This is a genomic window from Aurantiacibacter gangjinensis (assembly GCF_001886695.1).
In the GTDB taxonomy this organism is placed as follows: domain Bacteria; phylum Pseudomonadota; class Alphaproteobacteria; order Sphingomonadales; family Sphingomonadaceae; genus Alteraurantiacibacter; species Alteraurantiacibacter gangjinensis.
In genome coordinates this window covers 128,506-146,987 of sequence record NZ_CP018097.1, presented here as the reverse complement: position 1 = coordinate 146,987, position 18,482 = coordinate 128,506, and the positions used below count along the sequence as shown (strand labels likewise).

The following is an 18,482-nucleotide window of genomic DNA, read 5'->3' as shown; positions in this document are numbered from 1 at the left end:
ATATATCGCGGGACGATGTTTGGAGTGTTGCGATGACAAAGCGAAAGAGCACCAGCGACAAGGCGGCCAAGCCGCGCAAGCCTGCGAAGCGAGCTGCTGCGCGGAAGGCTCGGAAGTCCGAAGGCAGGCCCATCGAAGGCGATATCGAAGACCATCCTGAAGGCGAGGATTTCGACGTCGACATCGAGGTGGAGATCGACATGGAGGACGCACCGGAGGGTGACGACTTCGATGTCGATGTCGATATCGACTGTGATGATACGGATGATGACAGCAATCGACGCGGCCGCCGCAGGAAAGACCCGTTCGGACCGGAAGGCATTTTCGGGGCCGAGGGCCCGTTCGGTGCCAACGGACCATTCGGACCCAATGGACCGTTCGGACGCAACGGCGTGTTCGGCGACAACTTCCCCTTCGGCAAAGTCATGAAGCCCGGCAAGGGACCGCAACGCGCCAAGCGCATGCGGCGCAAGCGCATGTTCGGCGGCGACGAATTGCGGCTGGTGCTGCTGGGCTTGATCGCCGAAGAACCGCGCCACGGCTATGATTGCATCAAGGCGCTGGAAGAGGCGAGCGACGGCAGTTACGCGCCGAGCCCGGGCGTGGTCTATCCCACGCTCGCCATGATGGTGGATGAAGGCGTAATCGCCGAACAGGACGGCGAAAGCGCGCGCAAGGTCTATGAAGCGACCGACGCCGGGCGGGAGGAGCTGGACGAGCGCGCCGACGAGATCGACCCGCTGCTCGACCGTGTCGGGCGGCGAGCCAAGCGCGCACGGGCAGCACGGTCTTCCGATGTCATGCGCTCCATCGGCAACCTTGCCTCGGTCATCACCAACCGCGCGGCACGCGGCGAGCTGAACGGCGCGAACAAGGACAAGGTCATCGACCTGATCGACGAAATGGCGCGGCGGATCGAGCGTCTCTGACGCAAGGCATTTTGCCGAATTGAACGGGCGTGATAGCCTCTCCTCCGGGTCGCTCTCGGGGGAGAGACAATATGATTGGCGATAGAGCATCCACGCCGTGGCACCTTTGGGTGATCGGTATCGCGTCGCTGCTGTGGCACGCAGTCGGCGCCAATGACTATGTGATGACGCAGACGCGCAATATGGATTACCTGCGCATGTCGGCCGAAAACGCGAACGTGCCGCTGGATGTGATGCTGGATTATTTCACGACATTTCCCGCATGGGCAGACGCGGCCTGGGCATTTGGCGTCTGGGGCGCGTTGGCAGGCTCGATCTTGCTTTTGCTGCGCAGCCGGTTTGCGACATTCGCTTTCTACGCGTCGCTGGCGGGATTGTTCGTATCGACGATCCATCAGATCGTAGGGGATGTCCCGCCCGAGCTGAGCTCGCCATTCTTTTGGGCGTTTACAGGATTCATCATCGTCGTGACGGTTGCGCTGGCCGTTTATTGCCGCCGCATGACGGCGCGCGGCGTGCTACGCTGAGCAGGCGGGTGCGGCGGGCAGCTTGCCGCCCGCGCGAGCGCGCTGCGCAATAAGGCGCAGATAGGTATCCGCCACTGCGCCATTGATGGTGTCCCAGTCGAATTCATCCGCTCGCCGCGCGCCTGCCGCGCCATGGGCACGGCGCATGTCGGGCTGCTGAGCATAAGCCTGCAACTTGTCGGCATAAGCAGAAACATCGCGCGGCGGCACCAGATGGCCGGTTTCGCCATCCACCACCAGGCTGGAGGCGCCAGTGGCATCGGCAGCAATCACCGGGACACCGCAAGCCATTGCCTCCAGCGTCACATTGCCGAACGTCTCGGTAACAGATGGGTTGAGAAGCACATCCATGCTGGCCACCGCGCGGCCCAGACCTTTGCCCTGCTGGAAGCCGACGAAACATGCCTCGGGCACTTTCTCCTCGAAGAACCCCTTTGCGGGCCCTTCGCCGATCACGAGCACCTTGTGCGCTACGCCGCGGCGGCGCAGCTCCACCATGGTGTCGGCGAAAATGTCGAGGCCTTTCTCCAGCACGAGGCGGCCGAGAAAGCCGATGGCCATGTCATCCTCTCCAATGCCGAGCGATTGCCGCCATTCCACGTCCCGCGCATCGGGCGAGAAGATGCTGCGATCCACGCCGCGCGACCATGTGCCGATATCGCAATGCATGCCCTGCTCGCGCAATTCCGCGATCATCGAGGGGGACGGCGCTACGATGGCGTCGCAGCGATGGTAGAACCGGCGCAGCATCGCGACGAGCAGCGGCTCGGTAAAACCAAGGCCATAATAGCGGGGATAGGTTTCGAAACGGGTGTGCACGCTCGCCAGCACCGGCGTGCCGCGGCCCCGCGCCCAGCTCAGCGCACGGTGCCCGGCAATGTCGGGGCTGGAGATATGCACGATATGCGGGTCGAACTCGGCAAGGTTCGCTTTCACCTCGCTGCCGAGGTGGGTGGAGAACTGGTATTCGCTGCGCCCCGGGATCGGCACCGATGGCAGGCTGACAAGCTCGCCGGCAGGCTCGAAAGCAGGCGTATCGGTGGTCGGCGAATAGACGCGCACCTTGGCGCCCTGTCGCAGCAGGTAATCGACGAGGCGATTGAGCGCCTGGTTGGCACCGTCGCGAACGTAATTGTAGTTCCCGCTGAACAGCGCAACGCGAAGATCGGACACATCCATCGGCCAGCCGTTAGCTGACAGCGCAGCACTTGGCGAGAGGCGTAGGGTAAATCCACTTGCGGCTGGCCTTCATTTAGCCTATTGCCTAAATAGAGATGGCTACCGTTTTCGATGCCCTGTCGCACCCGATCCGCCGCGAAGTGCTTGAACTGCTCAAGCAGGGCAGCAAGTCGGCTGGCGAATTGGCGGACAATTTCCCGGTATCGAAACCGACCATGTCCGGCCACTTCGCCAAACTGCGCGACGCCGGGTTGGTGCTGTCGGAAAACAGGGGCGGGCAGGTCATCTATTCGCTCAACATGTCGACGCTGGAAGAGGCGTTGCACGGCTTTATGGGTCGCATGGGGATGATGTCCGACACAGCGCCGATACGGCCCGTAGGTCAGGAGAAACCGGAATGAATGTGCGCGTGCCCCTGATGATTTCTCTGGCGATCATGGCCGCCATGACCGTGTTCGCCTTCGTGACCGAGGCACGCATTCCCGACGGCACGCAACTGCCCATCCACTGGAATGCGGCGGGCGAGCCGGACAATTTCGCACCCGCGCTCACCGCGCTCCTACTACCGGTTGGCGTACTCGCTCTGACCAGCCTGCTCTTCGCCATCATTCCTACGATGGAGCCTTTGCAGGACCGGCTGGAAGGCTCTGCACCCGTGCTGCGCGCGACATGGATCGGCATGATGCTGCTCTGCATCGTCATCCAGGCGGTGGTCGGCCTGCCTGCATGGGGCGTGGAAATCGGCGTCAACGCCATTATCGTCGGTACCGGACTGCTGCTGGTCATCCTCGGCAATGTGCTGCCCAAGAGCAGGCCGGGCTTCTTCGTCGGCATTCGTACGCCGTGGGCCATTCTCGATACCGACAACTGGATCGCAACGCACCGTCTGGGCGGCAAGCTGTTCATGGCGGCAGGATTGCTCATCATCATTGCCGCGCTGCTGCCGCTCGATCCTGCCCTGCTGGCACCCATCGTGCTCGCCAGCGTGCTTGGCGCGGGGCTCGTGCCTTTCGCCTATAGCTGGTGGCTGTGGCATTCGCGCACCCGGGCGTAGCACACGGAACGAGCCGCCCCGCCGCCTGTTGACCCGGCATGGGGATGACCGACATCGCGATATCCGGCGCCATGGTGGCAGGCTTTGTCGCGGTGCATATGCTCATCCACAACATGCGCTTTCTCGATGTCGATCCGCGCAGCGGCTGGCTGTCTTTCGCGGGCGGCGTGGCGGTCACCTATGTCTTCCTGCACATCATGCCCGATATTGCCGAGCATACCGAAGAATTTGCGACCGGCCTGATGGCGGGTGAGGAGACAGCGCGAACCGCCGTATACGGCCTGACACTGGCGGGGCTCGTGACCTTTTACGGGCTGGAACGATTAGCGGGCCTGCGCGAAAAGCAGCACGGCGACGACGATATGGCGGACACGGTCAGCCAATATCTGCATTGCATCGTCTACGGCCTGTTCAACGCCGTCATCGGCTATCTCGTCGCGCAGCGAGAAGAGAAGGAGGGAATGACCGTCCTGCTCTTCTTCATTGCCATGATGTTGCACTTCGTAACTGCCGATTTCGCCAAGTATCAGGATGACCGGAAGGGCTACATGGCGATCGGGCGCTGGGTGCTGAGCGCCGGTGCCGTGCTTGGCTGGCTGCTGGGGATTACAGTGCAGTTCGACGCGGTCGTGGTCGGCTGCGTATTCGCTTTCGTGGCAGGCGGCATCATCCTGACCGTGCTGAAGGAAGAGCTGCCCGAAGAGCGCAAGGGGCGCTTTTTCCCCTTTCTCGGCGGAGTGGCATTGTTCGGCGCGTTGATCCTGGCGGAGCGGCACGCCTTCTAATCTCGTCAAAGAAAAGGCCCGGCAGCTTTTCAGCGACCGGGCCTTTCTCCAATCAGTCCTCCGCCTGGCGCGAGGCGCGCTTGCGCTCATGCGGGTCGAGGTGGCGCTTGCGTAGGCGAATGCTCTGCGGAGTCACTTCCACCAGTTCGTCGTTCTGGATGTAGGCGATGGCCTGTTCCAGCGTCATCTTGCGCGGCGGGGTGAGGCGGATGCCGTCATCCTTGCCGCTGGCGCGGAAGTTGGTGAGCTGCTTGCTCTTCAAAGGATTGACTTCGAGATCCTGCGGTTTGGCATTCTCACCGATGATCATGCCCTGGTACAGCTTCTCGTTAGCGCCGATGAACAGCACGCCGCGCTCTTCGATGGTGTTGAGCGCGTAGGCCATGGCCTCGCCCTGTTCCATCGAGATAAGGACGCCGTTCTGGCGGCCCTCGATCTTGCCTTTGTAGGGGCCGTATTTCTCGAACAGCCGGTTCATGATGCCCGTGCCGCGCGTGTCGGACAGAAATTCGCCGTGATAGCCAATGAGGCCGCGGCTGGGGGCGGAGAAGGTCAGGCGCGTCTTGCCGCCACCGCTGGGCCGCATGTCGAGCATCTCTGCCTTGCGCAGCGCCATTTTCTCGACGACCGTGCCGCTGAACTCATCGTCCACATCCACCACGACCGTCTCATACGGCTCTTCGCGACCATTCTCGCCATCCTTGAACAGCACGCGCGGACGGCTGATGGACAGCTCGAAACCCTCGCGGCGCATGTTTTCGATCAACACGCCCAGCTGCAACTCGCCGCGGCCCGCCACCTCGAACGCATCGCGTTCGGCGCTTTCGGTGATGCGAATGGCGACGTTCGTCTCCGCCTCGCGCTCCAGCCGGTCGCGGATGACACGGCTCTGCACCTTGTCGCCCTCGCGGCCCGCATAGGGGCTGTCATTGACCGAGAATGTCATGGAGAGGGTGGGCGGATCGATCGGCTGGGCGTGGATCGGCGTGCTGACGTGAGGGGAGGCCAGCGTGTTGGAGACGGTTGCCTCGGTCAGGCCGGCAATGGCTACGATGTCGCCCGCCTTGGCATGCAGCACCGGTTCGCGCTCCAGCCCGTTATAGGCGAAGACCTTGGTGGCGCGGCCGGCTTCGATCTGGTTGCCGTTTACGTCCATCGCCTTGATCGGCATGCCGACTTCCAGACGACCGCTTTCGATGCGGCCTGTCAGGATGCGGCCGAGGAATGCGTCGCGGTCCAGCAGGGTGGCGAGCATGGCGAAATCGCCATCGGGATCGAGGTCCGGCTCGGGTACATGGTCCACGATAAGCTGGAACAGCGGGGTGAGGGTGCCCTCGCGCGCATCGGCGTCTTCGCTGGCATAGCCGGAGCGGCCCGAGGCGTAGAGCACGGGGAAATCGAGTTGGTCGTCATCCGCATCGAGATTGACGAACAGGTCGAAAACCTCGTCCAAAACCTCGCTGGCGCGGGCATCGCTGCGGTCGATCTTGTTGACGACAACGATGGGGCGCAGGCCCAGGCCAAGCGCCTTGCCGGTAACGAACTTGGTCTGCGGCATCGGGCCTTCGGCAGCGTCCACCAGCAGGATGACGCCGTCGACCATGGAGAGGATGCGCTCCACTTCGGCGCCGAAATCGGCGTGGCCCGGTGTGTCGACGATATTGATGCGGTAGTTGGACTGGCCGCCCTCAGGTGCCCATTCGATGCTGGTCGGCTTGGCGAGAATGGTGATGCCGCGCTCTTTCTCCAGATCGCCGGAATCCATGGCGCGTTCTTCCACGCGCTGGTTCTCGCGGAAGGTGCCGGATTGGCGGAAAAGCTGGTCGACAAGCGTGGTCTTGCCATGATCGACGTGCGCAATAATCGCGATATTGCGAAGGGGGGCGGACATAAGCGAAGTTCCTGAAAGAGGGCTAGGCGCACAATGCTGCACCTGCGAACTGGCGCGCCGATAGCCGATGCAGGGGCCGCGAGCAAGGCCGGTGGAGCGCGGTTTGCCTTACCTATGCGTCAGATTCCTCCCTGTTGCGATATTGTTACACAGGCCGATTCATAGGTGGATTTATCTGCATGTCCCGATTGTGCTAGGGATTCAGGCGGGATAACAGAGCGTGCCTAGATAGGTCGCTTGAGGTCCGTAAAAGCCGCTCACGAAGGGTGCAGCGCGGATCTTCAAGGGAGAGATGGAGAATTCAATGAAGAGCATGACTGCCGGTAATGCCGGTTTCTCGCGCAAGTTCCTTTGCGGCGTTGCCGCTATTGCCATGGTCGCCCCCACAGCCGCTTACGCGCAGGACGAGGCGGAAACCGGGCAGGATGTCTATCCCGAAGAAGGCGGCGAAGATAACGCCCAGGGTAACGACATCATCGTGACCGCGACCAAGCGTGAAGCCACGCTTCAGGAAATTCCGGTCGCGGTTTCCGTTACCGGCGCTGAAACGCTCGAGCGTGACCAGATCCGCGACATTCGCGACCTGTCCAGCGTCGTGCCCTCGCTGACAGTCGGCCAGCGCCAGTCTTCCGCCAATACCGGCTTCTTCATCCGCGGCTTCGGCAACGGCGCCAACAATGCCGGTATCGAGCCCTCGGTCGGCGTGTTTATCGATGGCGTCTATCGCAGCCGGACCGCCTCCTCCATCTCCGACCTGCCCAATGTGCAGCGTATCGAAGTGCTGCGCGGCCCGCAGTCCACGCTGTTCGGCAAGAACGCCTCTGCCGGTGTGATCTCTGTCACCACGGAAGAGCCGCAGTTCGACTGGGGTGGCTCGGCAGAGCTGACCTACGGCAATTACGACGCGATGATCGCGCGCGGCTACATCACCGGTCCGCTGGCCGATACCGTCGCCATCAGCATCGGCGCGGGCGTAAACCACCGCGACGGCTTCTTCGAAGACCTGGAGACGGGCGTCGATGTGAGCGACCGCGATCGCTGGTATGCGCGCGGCCAGTTGCTCATCGATAACGGCACCGACCTCTCGCTGCGCATCATCGGCGATTACGAGCGGATCGATGAAGTCTGCTGCGGCGTCGTGAACGTGCTCAGCGGCCCGGCAACGGCTGCCGTCATAGGCGTCGGCGGCCAGGTGACCGACCCCAACGATCGCTTTGCGGACGTGGTGTACAACAACTTCCCGTCCACGAACGAAATCCGCAATTACGGCGTGTCGGGCCAGCTGGATTACGACATCGGCGACTGGACGCTTACCTCGATCACCGCCAGCCGCTCGACCGAAGCCGTGACCTTCCAGGACTCGGACTTCTCCAGCGCCGACCTGATCTTCCCGAACTCGGCCGATCTGGAAATCGATACCTTCACGCAGGAATTCCGCGTGGCAGGTTCGATTGCGGACCGGGTCGATCTGCTTGTGGGCGTGTTCTACATCAATGAGGATGTGGAGACGGACAACCAGCTGCTCTACGGTGCAGACTTCCGCAATTATGCCGACCTGCTCATCCAGAGCGGCACGGGCGGTGCGTTCGATCTCCTCACTCTGGAGCAGGTCTTCAGCCAATCTTTCGGCAACAACATCGTTGGCCAATCCTTCGTGCAGGGTGCCGGTTTCACCGAGAATTTCACGCTGGATTCCGAAGCCTTTTCGATCTTCGGCCAAGTCGACTTCGAGATCGTCGACGGTCTCGTACTGACGCTGGGCGGCAATTACACCGACGACAGCAAGGAATTCTCTCAGACCGCGGTCTCGACTGACGTATTCTCGGCCGTCGATTTCGATGCACCGCAGCTTTCGCCCTTCCGTAACCAGGTGCTGTTCCGCGGAGCGGTGGCGCAGACCGTGGGCGATGCGTTGATGCTGGGTCGTCCGGCAACGCAAGCCGAGGTTACTGCCTTCGCCGGTGCTAATCCCGCTGCCTTCGGACAGATTTCGGCTGGCGCACAGGCTTTCGCCAATGCAAATGCAAACAACCCACTGGCCAACCCGCTGAACCCGCTGCGGGCGCTGCAATTCCTGCCGCCTTTCCTCAACGTGCCCAATGCGGTCGAGGATGGCGTCACCAATGATGACAACTTCAGCTACACCGCGCGCCTCGCCTATGACGTGACGCCCGATGTGAATGTCTATCTCAGCTACGCCACGGGCTTCAAGGCAAGCTCGATCAACCTTTCGCGCGATGCGCGTCCCGCACCTGGCGACAGGGCTGCCATTATCGCTGCCGGGCTCGACCTGCCGAACCTGACCTTCGGTTCGCGTTTCGCCGGTCCCGAGGAATCAACGGTGTACGAAGCAGGTATCAAGGCGAATTTCGATACCTTCTCTGCCAACCTTACGGTGTTCGAGCAGGAGATCGAGGGCTTCCAGTCCAACATCTTCACCGGCTCCGGCTTCGTGCTGGCCAATGCCGGTAGCCAGTCGACCTTCGGTGTGGAATTCGAAAGCACGTTCTTCCCGACACCGGCGCTCGTCATCAATGCGGCCGTCACCTATCTCGATCCGCAGTTCGACAGCTTCGTGCAGTCGGCGCAGGGCGATATCTCGGGCACGCGCCCGTCGGGTATTCCCGAATGGACGATGATCATCGGCGCGCAATACGAGGCCGATCTCGGCAATGCGCTGCTTGTGCCGCGCGTGAACTACCTGCGCACCAGCGAATTCCAGCTGGTCGAGGGCCTGCCGAGCTTCGCCGTTCGCGGTCCGGATGGCACCATCGTGGACGGCCAGCCGGCCATCAATGCCGGTCTGCCGTTCACGGCGCAGCAGAGCGATCTCACGGCCTCGCTCACCTATGAGCACGAGAATGGCCTGTCGCTCTCGATCTGGGGGCGCAACCTGCTCGACAATCGCGAGCTGGGCACGGTGTTCGACAGCCCCGCGCAGCCGGGCAGCGTGTCGGGCTATCCGAACGATCCGCGCACCTACGGTGTCACGGGCCGCTACCGCTTCTGAGCGACAACCGATCGACAAAAGGGAAGGGGGCGTTTTCGCCCCCTTTTCTTTGCGCGGGTGCCAAGCGTTGTCGCGGGCCACCATATCGCTGGTGCCACGCCCATGCCATTGAGAGAAAGCCGCCGTTTGTGTCCCCTGTGATCCTTGGATCACGCTTTCTCGAAGAGGGGACTAATAATGGAATAAATGCTGTTGCCGTATAAACGCTATGCGGACTTTTCGGGACGCTCGCGGCGCAAGGAATACTGGTTGTTCACCCTGCTGGCGGTGATCGTTTACGCGCTTTCCTTCATGATGATAATGGCCGGCATGCCCACGCCGCAATATTCCGCTTACGGCGCCGTGCCGCAGGAACCGACCGGTATCTTTTACATAGGCGCAGCCCTGCTTGGCATCTTCGCTCTCGCCTCGTTCATTCCGGCCCTCGCGGTCGCCGTGCGCCGCCTGCATGACACGGAGAAATCGGGCTGGTTCCTGTTGCTGAATTTCATCCCGCTCGGAGGGCTGATCCTGCTCATTTTCTTCTGCATGGAAGGCACGAAAGGCGCGAACAAATACGGCGCCGATCCGAAAGATCCGGATAATCTGGCGGCATTTGCCTGAACCGGCCTTAAGCCAGAGCACTTGCAGAGATGACGCGAGAGGGAATGTCCCTCTCCGTCATCGCCGGCATCACTGCCACGACCGGTTGCAAGCATATTGCTGCGCAAGGCTCGCTCGCGTTAAGTGGCGGTCATGGAATGGATGTTCGTGCCGCTGCGGCGTTATTTCGATTTCAACGGGCGATCCCGTCGCAAAGAGGCGTGGTCCTTCATCGCGTTCACTTTGATCGTGTACGGGCTTTGCCTCGTCCCGCATTTCCTGCTGTTCGAGGACGGCGACGAGGGGATGCATATCGCCTCGCAAATCGCGCTGGGCGCAGCCATGCTTGGTTTTGCGATCCCGCACCTCGCCCTGCAAGTGCGCCGAGAGCATGACCGCGGGCGCAGCGGCTGGTTCGTGCTGTTGATCTTCCTGCCCTATATCGGCGCGCTCATCGCGCTGATCAATCTGCTGTGGCCAGGACAGCGCGGCGAGAACCGGTACGGGCCCGACCCGCGTATTCGTTACGTGCCCGATGCAAAGGCAACGCAAGCGCCGCGATACCGGCCGGGCTATTCGCAGCGTTTCTGATCGGGCGCTAGTGCCGAAGTCGTCCTCTCAAAAAAAGTTGGCTGATAATCCACCGCCAAAATCATGGACGCTTGCGAACCGCTAAGGTTTGTGGTGGTTTGCCGTCCAAGGGATCGACGAAACCTAGGAAGGGGACTTACAACAATGGATTACGCAGGGTTTTGGATACGCGTCGGTGCATATATCATCGATGGCATTGTGCTTTGGCTGGTGCAGGCCGTCTTGGCGACGATGTTCGGCGTAAGCGTCGCAACAATGGCCGGATTGGGCACACCCGAGGCGGCGGCCACAGGGGCTGCGACGCTCGTGTCGCTGATATCTTTAGTTATCGGCATCGCTTACTTCGTCGTGCTCGAAAGCAGCAACTGGCAGGCGACGCTTGGCAAAAAGGCGCTCGGCCTGATTGTGACCGACGAGGGCGGTAATCGCATTACCTGGCTCCGTGCGCTTGGCCGGTATGTCGCCAAGATCCTGTCGGCCATCATCCTGCTGATCGGCTTTATCATGGTCGCTTTTACCGACAAGAAGCAGGGCCTGCACGACATCATCTGCTCGACGCTGGTGCTGAAAGCGCAGCCCGGTCAGGTAGCGACGGACGGCGTGTTCGACTGAGGCCGACGGCAACGATACCGACCGATTGGAGAAGGGGGGCGCATGTTCGCCCCCTTTCTTTTGCCTAAAGCGAGCGCAGCGTCTGGGCCGGTCTCGCGCGCAGCAGCGGTAGCGATGCGCCCAGCGCGAAGGCGAGGACCAGCACGAGGCCTCCGCCCAGCACAGCGAGGATTTGCGGCCAGTCGGGCAGCCAATCGAACTCGAACATCTGCGTCACGATCAGCCATGCAATGCCGGAGCCGAGCGCCAGTGCCACGCCGGCAAGGATGGCTGCCAGCAGCCCGAATTCGGCAAATTGCAGCGCCAGCAGCTGGCGGCGGCTCGCGCCCAGCACGCGCAGGATGACTGTGTCGTAAATGCGTGCCGCCCGCGCGGCGGCGATGGCGCCCAGCAGGACCGCGATACCTGCCAGCACGGTAACGCTCGCCGCCGCCAGGATGGCGAGGCTCATCTGGTCGAGGATGGTGCGCGCTTCGGTGAGGATCGGGCCGACTTCAATGACGCTGGCGGACGGGAAGGCCTGCACCAGCGTGCGCAAGAGGCCCCCCGTTTCGCTGCCTTCCGGCAGCTCGATCGTGGCGGCAAGATTGTGCGGCGCGGTCTCGAATGTGTTCGCCGAGAACACCCACACATTGTTGAAGCCGAGGCTTTCCCAATCGATGCGACGCGTATTGGCGACACGCGCGGTGAATTCCACGCCCAGAACATTTACCGTAATGAGATCGCCAATGGCGATTCCGGCGGCCGTGGCCAGTTCCTCATCGACGGAGACGAAATTTTCGCCGCTATGGCCATCTGCCCACCACTCGCCCGAGGTGACGACGTTACCGTCGGGGATGGTGTCGGAGTAGGTCAGACCGCGCTCGCCGCGCAGGCCCCATGTGCCGTCGCTCTCTTCCATCTCGGAAACGAGCATCTGGTCGCCTTCCGACCCGAAGGAGACGACCGTGCCGCGCAGCGTGGGGACGGTCGTCACGACCGCCTCATCGGACACGTCGCCGATGATCGAGCGGAAGTCCGAAACGCCCTCGCGCGGGATGTCGAGCACGAAATAGTCGGGCGCGCGGTCGGGCACGGATTGCTGGATATTGCCGCCGAGACTGGTCTGCACGCCAGCCAGCAGCACGAAAGCGGAAAGGCCGAAGCCCAGTGCCGTCACCAGCGAGCCGGTCGCCGCGCCGGGGCGATGGAGATTGGCGATGGCAGCGCGCACGATGGGATCGGACGGGCGCGGCAGCTTCGTCGATGCCCAGCGGATGGCCCAACCCAGCAGCGCAAGAAAACCGAGGATCGCAGCCGCACCCGCCAGGAACAGCGCGGACAGCATGGCATTGCTTGATCCGATGATGGCAAGCGCCACGATGCCGCCGACGCCCAGCAGCACGGGCAGAGCGGCGGCTTTCCATTGGCGACCGAGCGGCGAAACGCGCGCGCGCATCAGCGCCATGGCCGGGAATTGTCGCGCGCGGACCAGCGGCGGCGCGGCGAAAACCAGCGCGACGAGCAGGCCGAACAATGCGGCGCGCACCAGCGCCCACGGGTCGAACACGAAGCTGGTCGTAACCGGCAAAAGCGATCCCAGCGCGCCCGCCAGCAGCGGCGTGACCAGCACGCCTACCAGCAATCCGGCTGCCGCGCCGACAAGCGCGGCAATGCCGATCTCCAGCGCATAGATGCGGGCGATATCGCCCGATGTCGCGCCGAGAATTTTCAGCGTGGCAATCGAGTTGCGCCGCGCTTCCAGATAGGAGTTGACGCCGCCGCCTATGCCTATCCCAGCAATGACCAGCGCAGCGAGCCCGATCAGCGTCAGGAATTCGCCCATGCGGCTGACGAAGCGATCCGCGCCGGGCGAAGCGCGATTGCGGGTGCGCGTATCGAAGGCGACGTCGGGAAAGGCGGCTTCCAGCTCCTCCACCACCGCATCGGGATCCTGCGCACCGTCGAATGCGACACGCGTCTTGCTCTGGAACATAGAGCCGGGCGCGACGAGGCCCGCCTGTTCCGGCAGGTCTTGCGATACAATCACCGTCTGGCCGAGCGCAAACCCTTCGGACAGGCGATCCGGCTCCTCTTCGATTATCCCCGCAACCTGCAATTGCTCGGTGCCCAGAGTGAAGCTGTCGCCCGTAGCCACGCCAAGCCGCTCGGCTGCGCCGGGGGCCAGGTACGCTTCGCCGGACTGTGGCGCTTTGGATGCGCCCTGTCCTTCGATCAGCAGCGTGCCGTAGAGCGGGTAATTGTCATCGACCGCTTTCAGCTCCACCGGAACGGCGGCATCCGGCGTGCTCGCCATGGCCTGCAGCCGGTAGCCCGGCGACAGCGTGCCATATTGCGCGAGGAAGGCGCGCTCCTCCTCGTTTAGCGTGCGCTGCCACAGTTCGATCTCGATATCGCCGCCAAGGATTGCCTGACCTTGCGAATTCAGCTCACCCTGAATGGCAGAGGTGAGGCTGCCTATGGCGGCCAGCGCGCCGACGCCGAGAAACAGGCATACAAGCAACAGCCGCAGCCCGCGAAAGCCGCTGGCAAGATCGCGCCGCGCGATCGTCCAGGCGCGTGACCAGCCCATGGTCAGGCTGCTGCCGTATCGCTGGCGATCTTGCCATCGGCCAGCGTCACGACGCGCCCGCAGCGCTCGGCCAGTTTGCGATCATGGGTGATGATGATGAGCGTCGCGCCGGTCTCGTCCCGGCGGCGGAAAAGCACGTTTTCCACGTCGGTGCCGGTCGCGGTGTCCAGATTGCCGGTCGGCTCATCGGCGAAGATGAGCGGCGGGCGCGGGGCGATGGCGCGGGCGATGGCGACGCGCTGTTGCTCGCCGCCCGAAAGCTGCGTGGGGTAGTGGGTGAGGCGATGGCCCAAGCCCACCGACTCCAGCTCGGCAGCGGCTTTTTCCCAGGCGGCATCGTCGCCCGCGAGTTCCATCGGCGTTGCGACGTTCTCGACCGCACTCATCGTGGGCAGCAAGTGGAAGGCTTGGAGCACAATGCCGATCCTGCCGCGCCGCGCCATGGCAAGCGCGTCTTCGTCGAGCGCCGTAAAATCCTCGCCTGCCACCAATAGCGATCCGCCGCTGGCGCGCTCCAGCCCGGTCAGCACCGACATCAGCGAGCTTTTCCCGCTGCCCGACGGGCCGAGCAGGGCCAGCGTTTCGCCTTGCTGGACGCTAAGGTCGATGCCGCGTAGGATTTCGACCGCGGCTTCCCCCTCGCCGAGGGTCAGACGCAGGTCTTTGGCGGCGATGACGGGCTTTGCATTGTCAGGACTTGTCACAGCCGCGCGATGGCATAGCTATTGGGTATGCACAAGTCGGTCCAAAGTCGGTGGCAGTCCACCATTCGCGCTTCGTCGATCATCCTTCCGCTGGCGCTTGCGCTGGCCGGGTGCGGGGCGGAAGCGCCCGTCGCGCAGGCAGAGCCGGACACCATAGCCGATGAAAGCGTGGAGGCGCCGCTGCCGGTCATGGGGCCGGAGCGTGTGATCCTTGGCTTTGGCGATAGCCTGATGGCCGGATACAATGTTGCCGAGGAAGAGGGCTATCCCGAAGTGCTGGAGCGCGCATTGCGCGGGCGCGGCATCAATGCGCGGCTGATCGATGCAGGCGTTTCCGGCGATACGACGGCGGCGGGTCGCCAGCGGATCGGCTTCGTGCTCGACAATGCGGGGGCCGAGATCGATCTCGCCATTATCGAGCTGGGCGGCAATGATTTGCTGCGCGGGCTGCCGACCGATCTGGCGCGCGAGAACCTCGCCGCCATTATCGAGGAAGTGCAGTCGCGCGACATTCCCGTCCTGCTGATGGGCATGCGTGCGCCGCCGAATTTGGGCACGGATTATATCGCCGCGTTCGACGGTATGTATGCAGACCTTGCCGAGGAATACGGCACAGCGCTGGTGCCTTTCTTCATGGAGCCGGTGTACGACCAGCCGCAGCTGATGCAGTCCGACAGGGTTCATCCGACTGCCGAGGGGATCGAGGAGATGGTCGCGGCAACGGTGGATGATGTGGCCGAGGCGCTGCCGCCCGTGGACGAGAACTAGAGCTTCGCTACGTCCCCGCCGCTGACTTTCCATACGGCGGCTTCCTGCAGGATTGCCTCGAACGGCGCGGTTTCCGTGCCAGTCAGCCAGACCTGCGTGCCGCTATCGCGCAGGCGTGCGAAAAGCGCCTCGCGCCGCACGGGGTCGAGATGGGCGGCAACTTCATCCAGCAACAGCACGCCGGGTCGCCCCCTCGCTGCCAGTTCGGCGTGGGCGAGAGTGATCGCGACGAGCATGGCCTTTTGTTCGCCGGTCGAACAATCGGCCGCGTGCATATCCTTGCCGGCCATCACGACCGATAATTCATCGCGGTGCGGACCGGTCAATGTGCGCTGCGCCATGCGATCGCGCTGTCGGCCCTCGCGCCAACGGTCGATCAGTGCGCTCTCCTCCAACGGGCCTCCCGGGACGTAGGATAATACGGGCCGCGCGAACGGGGTGTCGGGCAGTTCCGCCAGCCGGGCCGAAAGCGCACCCACCAGCCGTGCCCGACCTTGCGCCAGCGCGCTGCCGACCTTGGCCATCTGCGTTTCGATCGAATCCAGCCATGCCGGATCGGGAAAAGCCTCGTCCGACAACAGCCGGTTGCGTTCGCGCAAGGCCGCTTCGTAGCGGCTCGCATTACGTGCGTGGGAGGGCTCTATCGCTACGGTAAGGCGGTCGACATAGCGACGCCGCGCCGTGGCGGTATCGGCAAACAGGCGATCCATAGAAGGTGTGAGCCAGCCCATGGCAAGCCATTCGCCAAGGCTGATGGCGCTCGCATCGGCGCCATTGACTTGCACGATACGCCGACCCGGACGCTGCGGCACCATACCGGTGCCAAGTTTCACCGGCTCACCACCATCGCCGGTGTGCAGCAAGGCGCTGGCGGCGAAGCCGTTATCGGCAGCTTTGCCCGCAATCTCGCTGAGCGCAGCGCGGCGCATTCCGCGGCCCGGCGCGAAAAGCGAAAGCGCCTCCAGCACATTCGTTTTCCCCGCGCCATTTTCTCCCACGAGCAGGTTGATCGCGCGCGCGCCATCCAGCCGTGTGTCGGCGTGGTTGCGGAAGGTCGTGAGAGTGATGCGGTCGAGCGCCATGATTGCGGTTTGCGTCCTATGCCAGCCGGGCCTTCGCCGCCACCGCAAATGACAATCCCAACAGATGGGACATTTTCCCAACTCTCCGCATCAACGAAATCCTAACCTTGCTCAAGCCTGAACAAAAATCGCAGAATTCCGCCATTTTCCAAAACTGGCACGCCGTCTGCAATGTCCAGGGCATGGGACGCAGAACACAGTTTGAAACAGAAGAGGGAAATAAAATGACTTTTGCCAACGGCTTTACCGCCCGCATCACTTCCGGCCTTGCTGCCGTGGCCGTGACTGCAATGCTCCTGGTCTCGAGCTTTTCGACGCCCGAAGCCAGCATCTTCACCGGCATTATCGCCTGAACCCCATAACCAAGCACAGGGACAATGAGGGAATGACCATGACCAATGATTTCGAGACAAAGCTGATGGCCGGCCTAGCCGCCGTTGCCGTGACGCTGACGCTTTTCGTCAGCAGCTTTTCGACCTCCGAAGCGGGCGTGATCACCAGCCTGCTGGCCTGACGCTTCACCGACGCAACCTTTGAAAGGAAAAATGAGACAATGACCTACGAATTGCAAAACAGGCTGATGGCGGGTTTCGCCGCCGTGGCTGTCACCATGACGCTGCTCGTCAGCAGCTTCGCCAATCCCAACACTGCAAGCCTGGCAGGACTGCTGGCATGAACAATCTCGACCGCAACAAATCCGCCGTGCGCCCGGCCGGCAAGAAGAGCTTCCGGCTGGACCGCGCAAACGGCAAGATCGCCGGTGTGTGTGGCGGCATAGCCAACTATTTCGGCATGGACGCGCTGATCGTGCGCCTTGTCTTCGTCGCAGGCTTCCTGCTCGGCTTCGGCACATTCGGCCTTGTCTACCTTGCGATCTGGCTGCTGGCAGACTGAGTGCTTTCAGTCTCCGGCGGTCAGCCCGCCGTCTTCTCCAGCGGCGCTTTGCGGCTGGCAAACGGAGAGAAATCGGTGTCGGTATCGAAAATCTCGACCCCTTCGCGCTTCTTAAGGAAGCCGATAACTTTGTAAGTGACGGGCGTCAACAAGGCTTCCCAGGCTACCTTCAGCGCCCAGTTCAACACCATGACGATCAGCACATCGCGCGTATCCCAGACGCCGAGAAATGCGACGGGATAGAAAATCAGGCTGTCGACGCCCTGGCCCACCACGGTCGATCCGATGGTCCGGCTCCACAAGGCCCGGCCTTGCGTCCATAGCTTCATCCGCGCCATCACGTAGGAATTGACGAATTCGCCCGCCCAAAATGCGGTGATGGAGGCGAAGACGATGCGCGGTACCTGGCCGAAGACCTGCTCGTAGGCCTCCTGCCCCGTCCAGCTTTCAGCCGGCGGCATGGCAACCACCACCCAGCTCATCGCAGCCATGAAGATAAGAGCTGCAAACCCCGTCCAGATTACCCGGCGCGCGCGGGCGTAACCGTAGACTTCGGTCAGCACATCTCCGATGACGTAGGAGAGCGGGAAGAAGAGAATGCCCGCGCCGAACACCACGCCGCCGACCGATGAGAGCTTTGCCGCGCCGATCAGGTTGGACAGCAACAATATGGCGACGAAGGCCGCCATGATCAGATCGAAATAGCGGAAACTCGCCGGTTCAGCCGTGGGCTTCGCGCTTTTCGGTGGATGTTCCCTCATCCGCGCGCCCTAGCGGCATTTGCGCCGCGCGCAAACATCGCTATCTGCCGTGACGACGCGCCCATAGCTCAGCTGGATAGAGCACGGGACTTCTAATCCTGAGGCCGCAGGTTCGACTCCTGCTGGGCGCGCCAAATCGGGGAAGGCTTCCATCGGGAGCCTTCCCCGATTTTGCGTGCCCGTGCCGAGGCGGGCCTTACAGGTTCGGAGTCGGAGCGAAGCGGAGACGTGCGAAGCACACTCCTGCTGGGCGCGCCATTTTTTGGAAAAAGCGCATCCGCGCTTTTTCCCCGGTGCTATTCGCTCAGCCGGGACTGCGTTCCGGCTGCGCGGCACCTGCGGGCGGCCCGTCGCCCTTTGTTGATCGCTGGGAGCGATCAAGCACGGTCCATGATCGTTGCGCTGGTATCCGTCCGAAGGACGGCAAGCGCGAATGCGCGCCCGTAGCGCGCCCGTAGCGTAGCGAAGCACGTCGAGCGAGGATAACGCCGCGGATGCGGCGTCACAATCAAGAGAGTCGGAAATTCTTACAGCGGCCACG

General features: G+C 62.7%; 20 protein-coding genes and 1 tRNA gene. 15 read left to right on the top strand and 6 right to left on the bottom strand.

The genetic code is table 11. The features are described from left to right. Positions 1 to 32 precede the first annotated feature (32 nt). Both BMF35_RS00710 and BMF35_RS00705 read left to right on the top strand, forming a co-directional pair. Positions 33 to 929 carry a PadR family transcriptional regulator gene (locus BMF35_RS00710; RefSeq protein WP_052765958.1) on the top strand — a complete coding sequence of 299 codons (897 nt, stop codon included), beginning with the start codon at positions 33 to 35 and terminating at the stop codon, positions 927 to 929. A gap of 71 nt (positions 930 to 1,000) precedes the next feature. After that, positions 1,001 to 1,456: a hypothetical protein gene (locus BMF35_RS00705; protein WP_047006269.1), complete on the top strand. Its 456-nt coding sequence runs from the start codon at positions 1,001 to 1,003 to the stop codon at positions 1,454 to 1,456. Here the strand turns inward: BMF35_RS00705 and BMF35_RS00700 are convergent. Beyond that, on the bottom strand, positions 1,448 to 2,635 hold the full coding sequence (locus BMF35_RS00700) for a glycosyltransferase family 4 protein (RefSeq protein WP_047006268.1): 1,188 nt from the start codon (positions 2,633 to 2,635) through the stop codon (positions 1,448 to 1,450). The genes BMF35_RS00705 and BMF35_RS00700 overlap by 9 nt on opposite strands. A 95-nt stretch (positions 2,636 to 2,730) precedes the next feature. Between BMF35_RS00700 and BMF35_RS00695 the strand changes: the two genes are divergently transcribed. The 3 genes from BMF35_RS00695 to BMF35_RS00685 are packed head-to-tail and all read left to right on the top strand — an operon-like array spanning position 2,731 to position 4,474. Beyond that, positions 2,731 to 3,036: a metalloregulator ArsR/SmtB family transcription factor gene (locus tag BMF35_RS00695; protein ID WP_047006267.1), complete on the top strand. Its 306-nt coding sequence runs from the start codon at positions 2,731 to 2,733 to the stop codon at positions 3,034 to 3,036. Further along, positions 3,033 to 3,689, top strand: coding sequence for an SdpI family protein (locus BMF35_RS00690; protein ID WP_047006266.1), 657 nt, complete (start codon positions 3,033 to 3,035; stop codon positions 3,687 to 3,689). The genes BMF35_RS00695 and BMF35_RS00690 overlap by 4 nt, the downstream gene beginning before the upstream one ends. A 44-nt stretch (positions 3,690 to 3,733) precedes the next feature. Beyond that, the gene (locus BMF35_RS00685) at positions 3,734 to 4,474 is read left to right on the top strand and encodes a ZIP family metal transporter (protein ID WP_052765956.1); all 741 of its coding nucleotides are present in this window, start codon (positions 3,734 to 3,736) and stop codon (positions 4,472 to 4,474) included. 52 nt (positions 4,475 to 4,526) lie between these two features. On the opposite strand, the gene typA is transcribed toward BMF35_RS00685, so the two are convergent. Then, positions 4,527 to 6,365, bottom strand: coding sequence for a translational GTPase TypA (gene typA / locus BMF35_RS00680; protein WP_047006265.1), 1,839 nt, complete (start codon positions 6,363 to 6,365; stop codon positions 4,527 to 4,529). A gap of 304 nt (positions 6,366 to 6,669) precedes the next feature. Between typA and BMF35_RS00675 the strand changes: the two genes are divergently transcribed. The 4 genes from BMF35_RS00675 (at position 6,670) to BMF35_RS00660 (ending at position 11,160) form a co-directional block, all read left to right on the top strand. After that, positions 6,670 to 9,375 carry a TonB-dependent receptor gene (locus tag BMF35_RS00675; RefSeq protein ID WP_047006264.1) on the top strand — a complete coding sequence of 902 codons (2,706 nt, stop codon included), beginning with the start codon at positions 6,670 to 6,672 and terminating at the stop codon, positions 9,373 to 9,375. Positions 9,376 to 9,561: 186 nt separating this feature from the next. Continuing rightward, positions 9,562 to 9,978 carry a DUF805 domain-containing protein gene (locus BMF35_RS00670; RefSeq protein ID WP_047006263.1) on the top strand — a complete coding sequence of 139 codons (417 nt, stop codon included), beginning with the start codon at positions 9,562 to 9,564 and terminating at the stop codon, positions 9,976 to 9,978. Between the two features lie 132 nt (positions 9,979 to 10,110). Next, positions 10,111 to 10,548, top strand: coding sequence for a DUF805 domain-containing protein (locus BMF35_RS00665; protein ID WP_047006262.1), 438 nt, complete (start codon positions 10,111 to 10,113; stop codon positions 10,546 to 10,548). A gap of 144 nt (positions 10,549 to 10,692) precedes the next feature. Then, complete coding sequence (locus BMF35_RS00660) at positions 10,693 to 11,160, top strand: RDD family protein (protein WP_047006261.1); 468 nt, start codon at positions 10,693 to 10,695, stop codon at positions 11,158 to 11,160. A 64-nt stretch (positions 11,161 to 11,224) separates the two neighbouring features. Here the strand turns inward: BMF35_RS00660 and BMF35_RS00655 are convergent, their stop codons facing one another. Next, entirely contained in the window at positions 11,225 to 13,732 is a 2,508-nt protein-coding gene (locus tag BMF35_RS00655) for an ABC transporter permease (RefSeq protein WP_047006260.1), read from the bottom strand. Positions 13,733 to 13,734: 2 nt separating this feature from the next. Beyond that, positions 13,735 to 14,436 carry an ABC transporter ATP-binding protein gene (locus tag BMF35_RS00650; protein WP_047006259.1) on the bottom strand — a complete coding sequence of 234 codons (702 nt, stop codon included), beginning with the start codon at positions 14,434 to 14,436 and terminating at the stop codon, positions 13,735 to 13,737. Positions 14,437 to 14,463: 27 nt separating this feature from the next. Here BMF35_RS00650 and BMF35_RS00645 point away from each other — a divergent pair, with 27 nt between their 5' ends. Beyond that, the gene (locus tag BMF35_RS00645; protein WP_047006258.1) at positions 14,464 to 15,204 is read left to right on the top strand and encodes an arylesterase; all 741 of its coding nucleotides are present in this window, start codon (positions 14,464 to 14,466) and stop codon (positions 15,202 to 15,204) included. Here the strand turns inward: BMF35_RS00645 and recF are convergent. Further along, a complete protein-coding gene (gene recF, locus BMF35_RS00640) occupies positions 15,201 to 16,286 on the bottom strand; it encodes a DNA replication/repair protein RecF (RefSeq protein ID WP_047006257.1) in 1,086 nt (361 codons plus the stop codon). The two genes, BMF35_RS00645 and recF, sit on opposite strands and share 4 nt — an antisense overlap. A 224-nt stretch (positions 16,287 to 16,510) precedes the next feature. Between recF and BMF35_RS13915 the strand changes: the two genes are divergently transcribed. Genes BMF35_RS13915 through BMF35_RS00630 form a run of 4 tightly spaced genes read left to right on the top strand, consistent with a single transcriptional unit; the run spans position 16,511 to position 17,180 of the window. Then, the gene (locus BMF35_RS13915) at positions 16,511 to 16,639 is read left to right on the top strand and encodes a hypothetical protein (RefSeq protein WP_257786333.1); all 129 of its coding nucleotides are present in this window, start codon (positions 16,511 to 16,513) and stop codon (positions 16,637 to 16,639) included. Positions 16,640 to 16,671: 32 nt separating this feature from the next. Continuing rightward, on the top strand, positions 16,672 to 16,800 hold the full coding sequence (locus BMF35_RS13910) for a hypothetical protein (protein WP_257786332.1): 129 nt from the start codon (positions 16,672 to 16,674) through the stop codon (positions 16,798 to 16,800). A gap of 39 nt (positions 16,801 to 16,839) precedes the next feature. Further along, the gene (locus tag BMF35_RS13905) at positions 16,840 to 16,962 is read left to right on the top strand and encodes a hypothetical protein (protein WP_257786331.1); all 123 of its coding nucleotides are present in this window, start codon (positions 16,840 to 16,842) and stop codon (positions 16,960 to 16,962) included. Then, on the top strand, positions 16,959 to 17,180 hold the full coding sequence (locus BMF35_RS00630; RefSeq protein ID WP_047006255.1) for a PspC domain-containing protein: 222 nt from the start codon (positions 16,959 to 16,961) through the stop codon (positions 17,178 to 17,180). The genes BMF35_RS13905 and BMF35_RS00630 overlap by 4 nt, the downstream gene beginning before the upstream one ends. A 20-nt stretch (positions 17,181 to 17,200) precedes the next feature. Here the strand turns inward: BMF35_RS00630 and BMF35_RS00625 are convergent, their stop codons facing one another. Then, a complete protein-coding gene (locus tag BMF35_RS00625) occupies positions 17,201 to 17,941 on the bottom strand; it encodes a queuosine precursor transporter (RefSeq protein WP_047006254.1) in 741 nt (246 codons plus the stop codon). A 57-nt stretch (positions 17,942 to 17,998) separates the two neighbouring features. On the opposite strand from BMF35_RS00625, the gene BMF35_RS00620 reads away from it, so the two are divergent. Further along, positions 17,999 to 18,075: transfer RNA gene (locus BMF35_RS00620), tRNA-Arg, on the top strand. The last annotated feature ends 407 nt before the right edge of the window (positions 18,076 to 18,482 follow it).

Excerpts from the sequence above, each read along its gene's own strand:
- BMF35_RS00710 (WP_052765958.1), top strand. The coding sequence starts at position 33 with ATGACAAAGCGAAAGAGCACCAGCGACAAGGCGGCCAAGCCGCGCAAG.
- BMF35_RS00705 (WP_047006269.1), top strand. The coding sequence starts at position 1,001 with ATGATTGGCGATAGAGCATCCACGCCGTGGCACCTTTGGGTGATCGGT.
- BMF35_RS00700 (WP_047006268.1), bottom strand. The coding sequence starts at position 2,635 with ATGGATGTGTCCGATCTTCGCGTTGCGCTGTTCAGCGGGAACTACAAT.
- BMF35_RS00695 (WP_047006267.1), top strand. The coding sequence starts at position 2,731 with ATGGCTACCGTTTTCGATGCCCTGTCGCACCCGATCCGCCGCGAAGTG.
- BMF35_RS00690 (WP_047006266.1), top strand. The coding sequence starts at position 3,033 with ATGAATGTGCGCGTGCCCCTGATGATTTCTCTGGCGATCATGGCCGCC.
- BMF35_RS00685 (WP_052765956.1), top strand. The coding sequence starts at position 3,734 with ATGACCGACATCGCGATATCCGGCGCCATGGTGGCAGGCTTTGTCGCG.
- typA (WP_047006265.1), bottom strand. The coding sequence starts at position 6,365 with ATGTCCGCCCCCCTTCGCAATATCGCGATTATTGCGCACGTCGATCAT.
- BMF35_RS00675 (WP_047006264.1), top strand. The coding sequence starts at position 6,670 with ATGAAGAGCATGACTGCCGGTAATGCCGGTTTCTCGCGCAAGTTCCTT.
- BMF35_RS00670 (WP_047006263.1), top strand. The coding sequence starts at position 9,562 with ATGCTGTTGCCGTATAAACGCTATGCGGACTTTTCGGGACGCTCGCGG.
- BMF35_RS00665 (WP_047006262.1), top strand. The coding sequence starts at position 10,111 with ATGGAATGGATGTTCGTGCCGCTGCGGCGTTATTTCGATTTCAACGGG.
- BMF35_RS00660 (WP_047006261.1), top strand. The coding sequence starts at position 10,693 with ATGGATTACGCAGGGTTTTGGATACGCGTCGGTGCATATATCATCGAT.
- BMF35_RS00655 (WP_047006260.1), bottom strand. The coding sequence starts at position 13,732 with ATGGGCTGGTCACGCGCCTGGACGATCGCGCGGCGCGATCTTGCCAGC.
- BMF35_RS00645 (WP_047006258.1), top strand. The coding sequence starts at position 14,464 with ATGCACAAGTCGGTCCAAAGTCGGTGGCAGTCCACCATTCGCGCTTCG.
- recF (WP_047006257.1), bottom strand. The coding sequence starts at position 16,286 with ATGGCGCTCGACCGCATCACTCTCACGACCTTCCGCAACCACGCCGAC.
- BMF35_RS13915 (WP_257786333.1), top strand. The coding sequence starts at position 16,511 with ATGACTTTTGCCAACGGCTTTACCGCCCGCATCACTTCCGGCCTTGCT.
- BMF35_RS13910 (WP_257786332.1), top strand. The coding sequence starts at position 16,672 with ATGACCATGACCAATGATTTCGAGACAAAGCTGATGGCCGGCCTAGCC.
- BMF35_RS13905 (WP_257786331.1), top strand. The coding sequence starts at position 16,840 with ATGACCTACGAATTGCAAAACAGGCTGATGGCGGGTTTCGCCGCCGTG.
- BMF35_RS00630 (WP_047006255.1), top strand. The coding sequence starts at position 16,959 with ATGAACAATCTCGACCGCAACAAATCCGCCGTGCGCCCGGCCGGCAAG.
- BMF35_RS00625 (WP_047006254.1), bottom strand. The coding sequence starts at position 17,941 with ATGAGGGAACATCCACCGAAAAGCGCGAAGCCCACGGCTGAACCGGCG.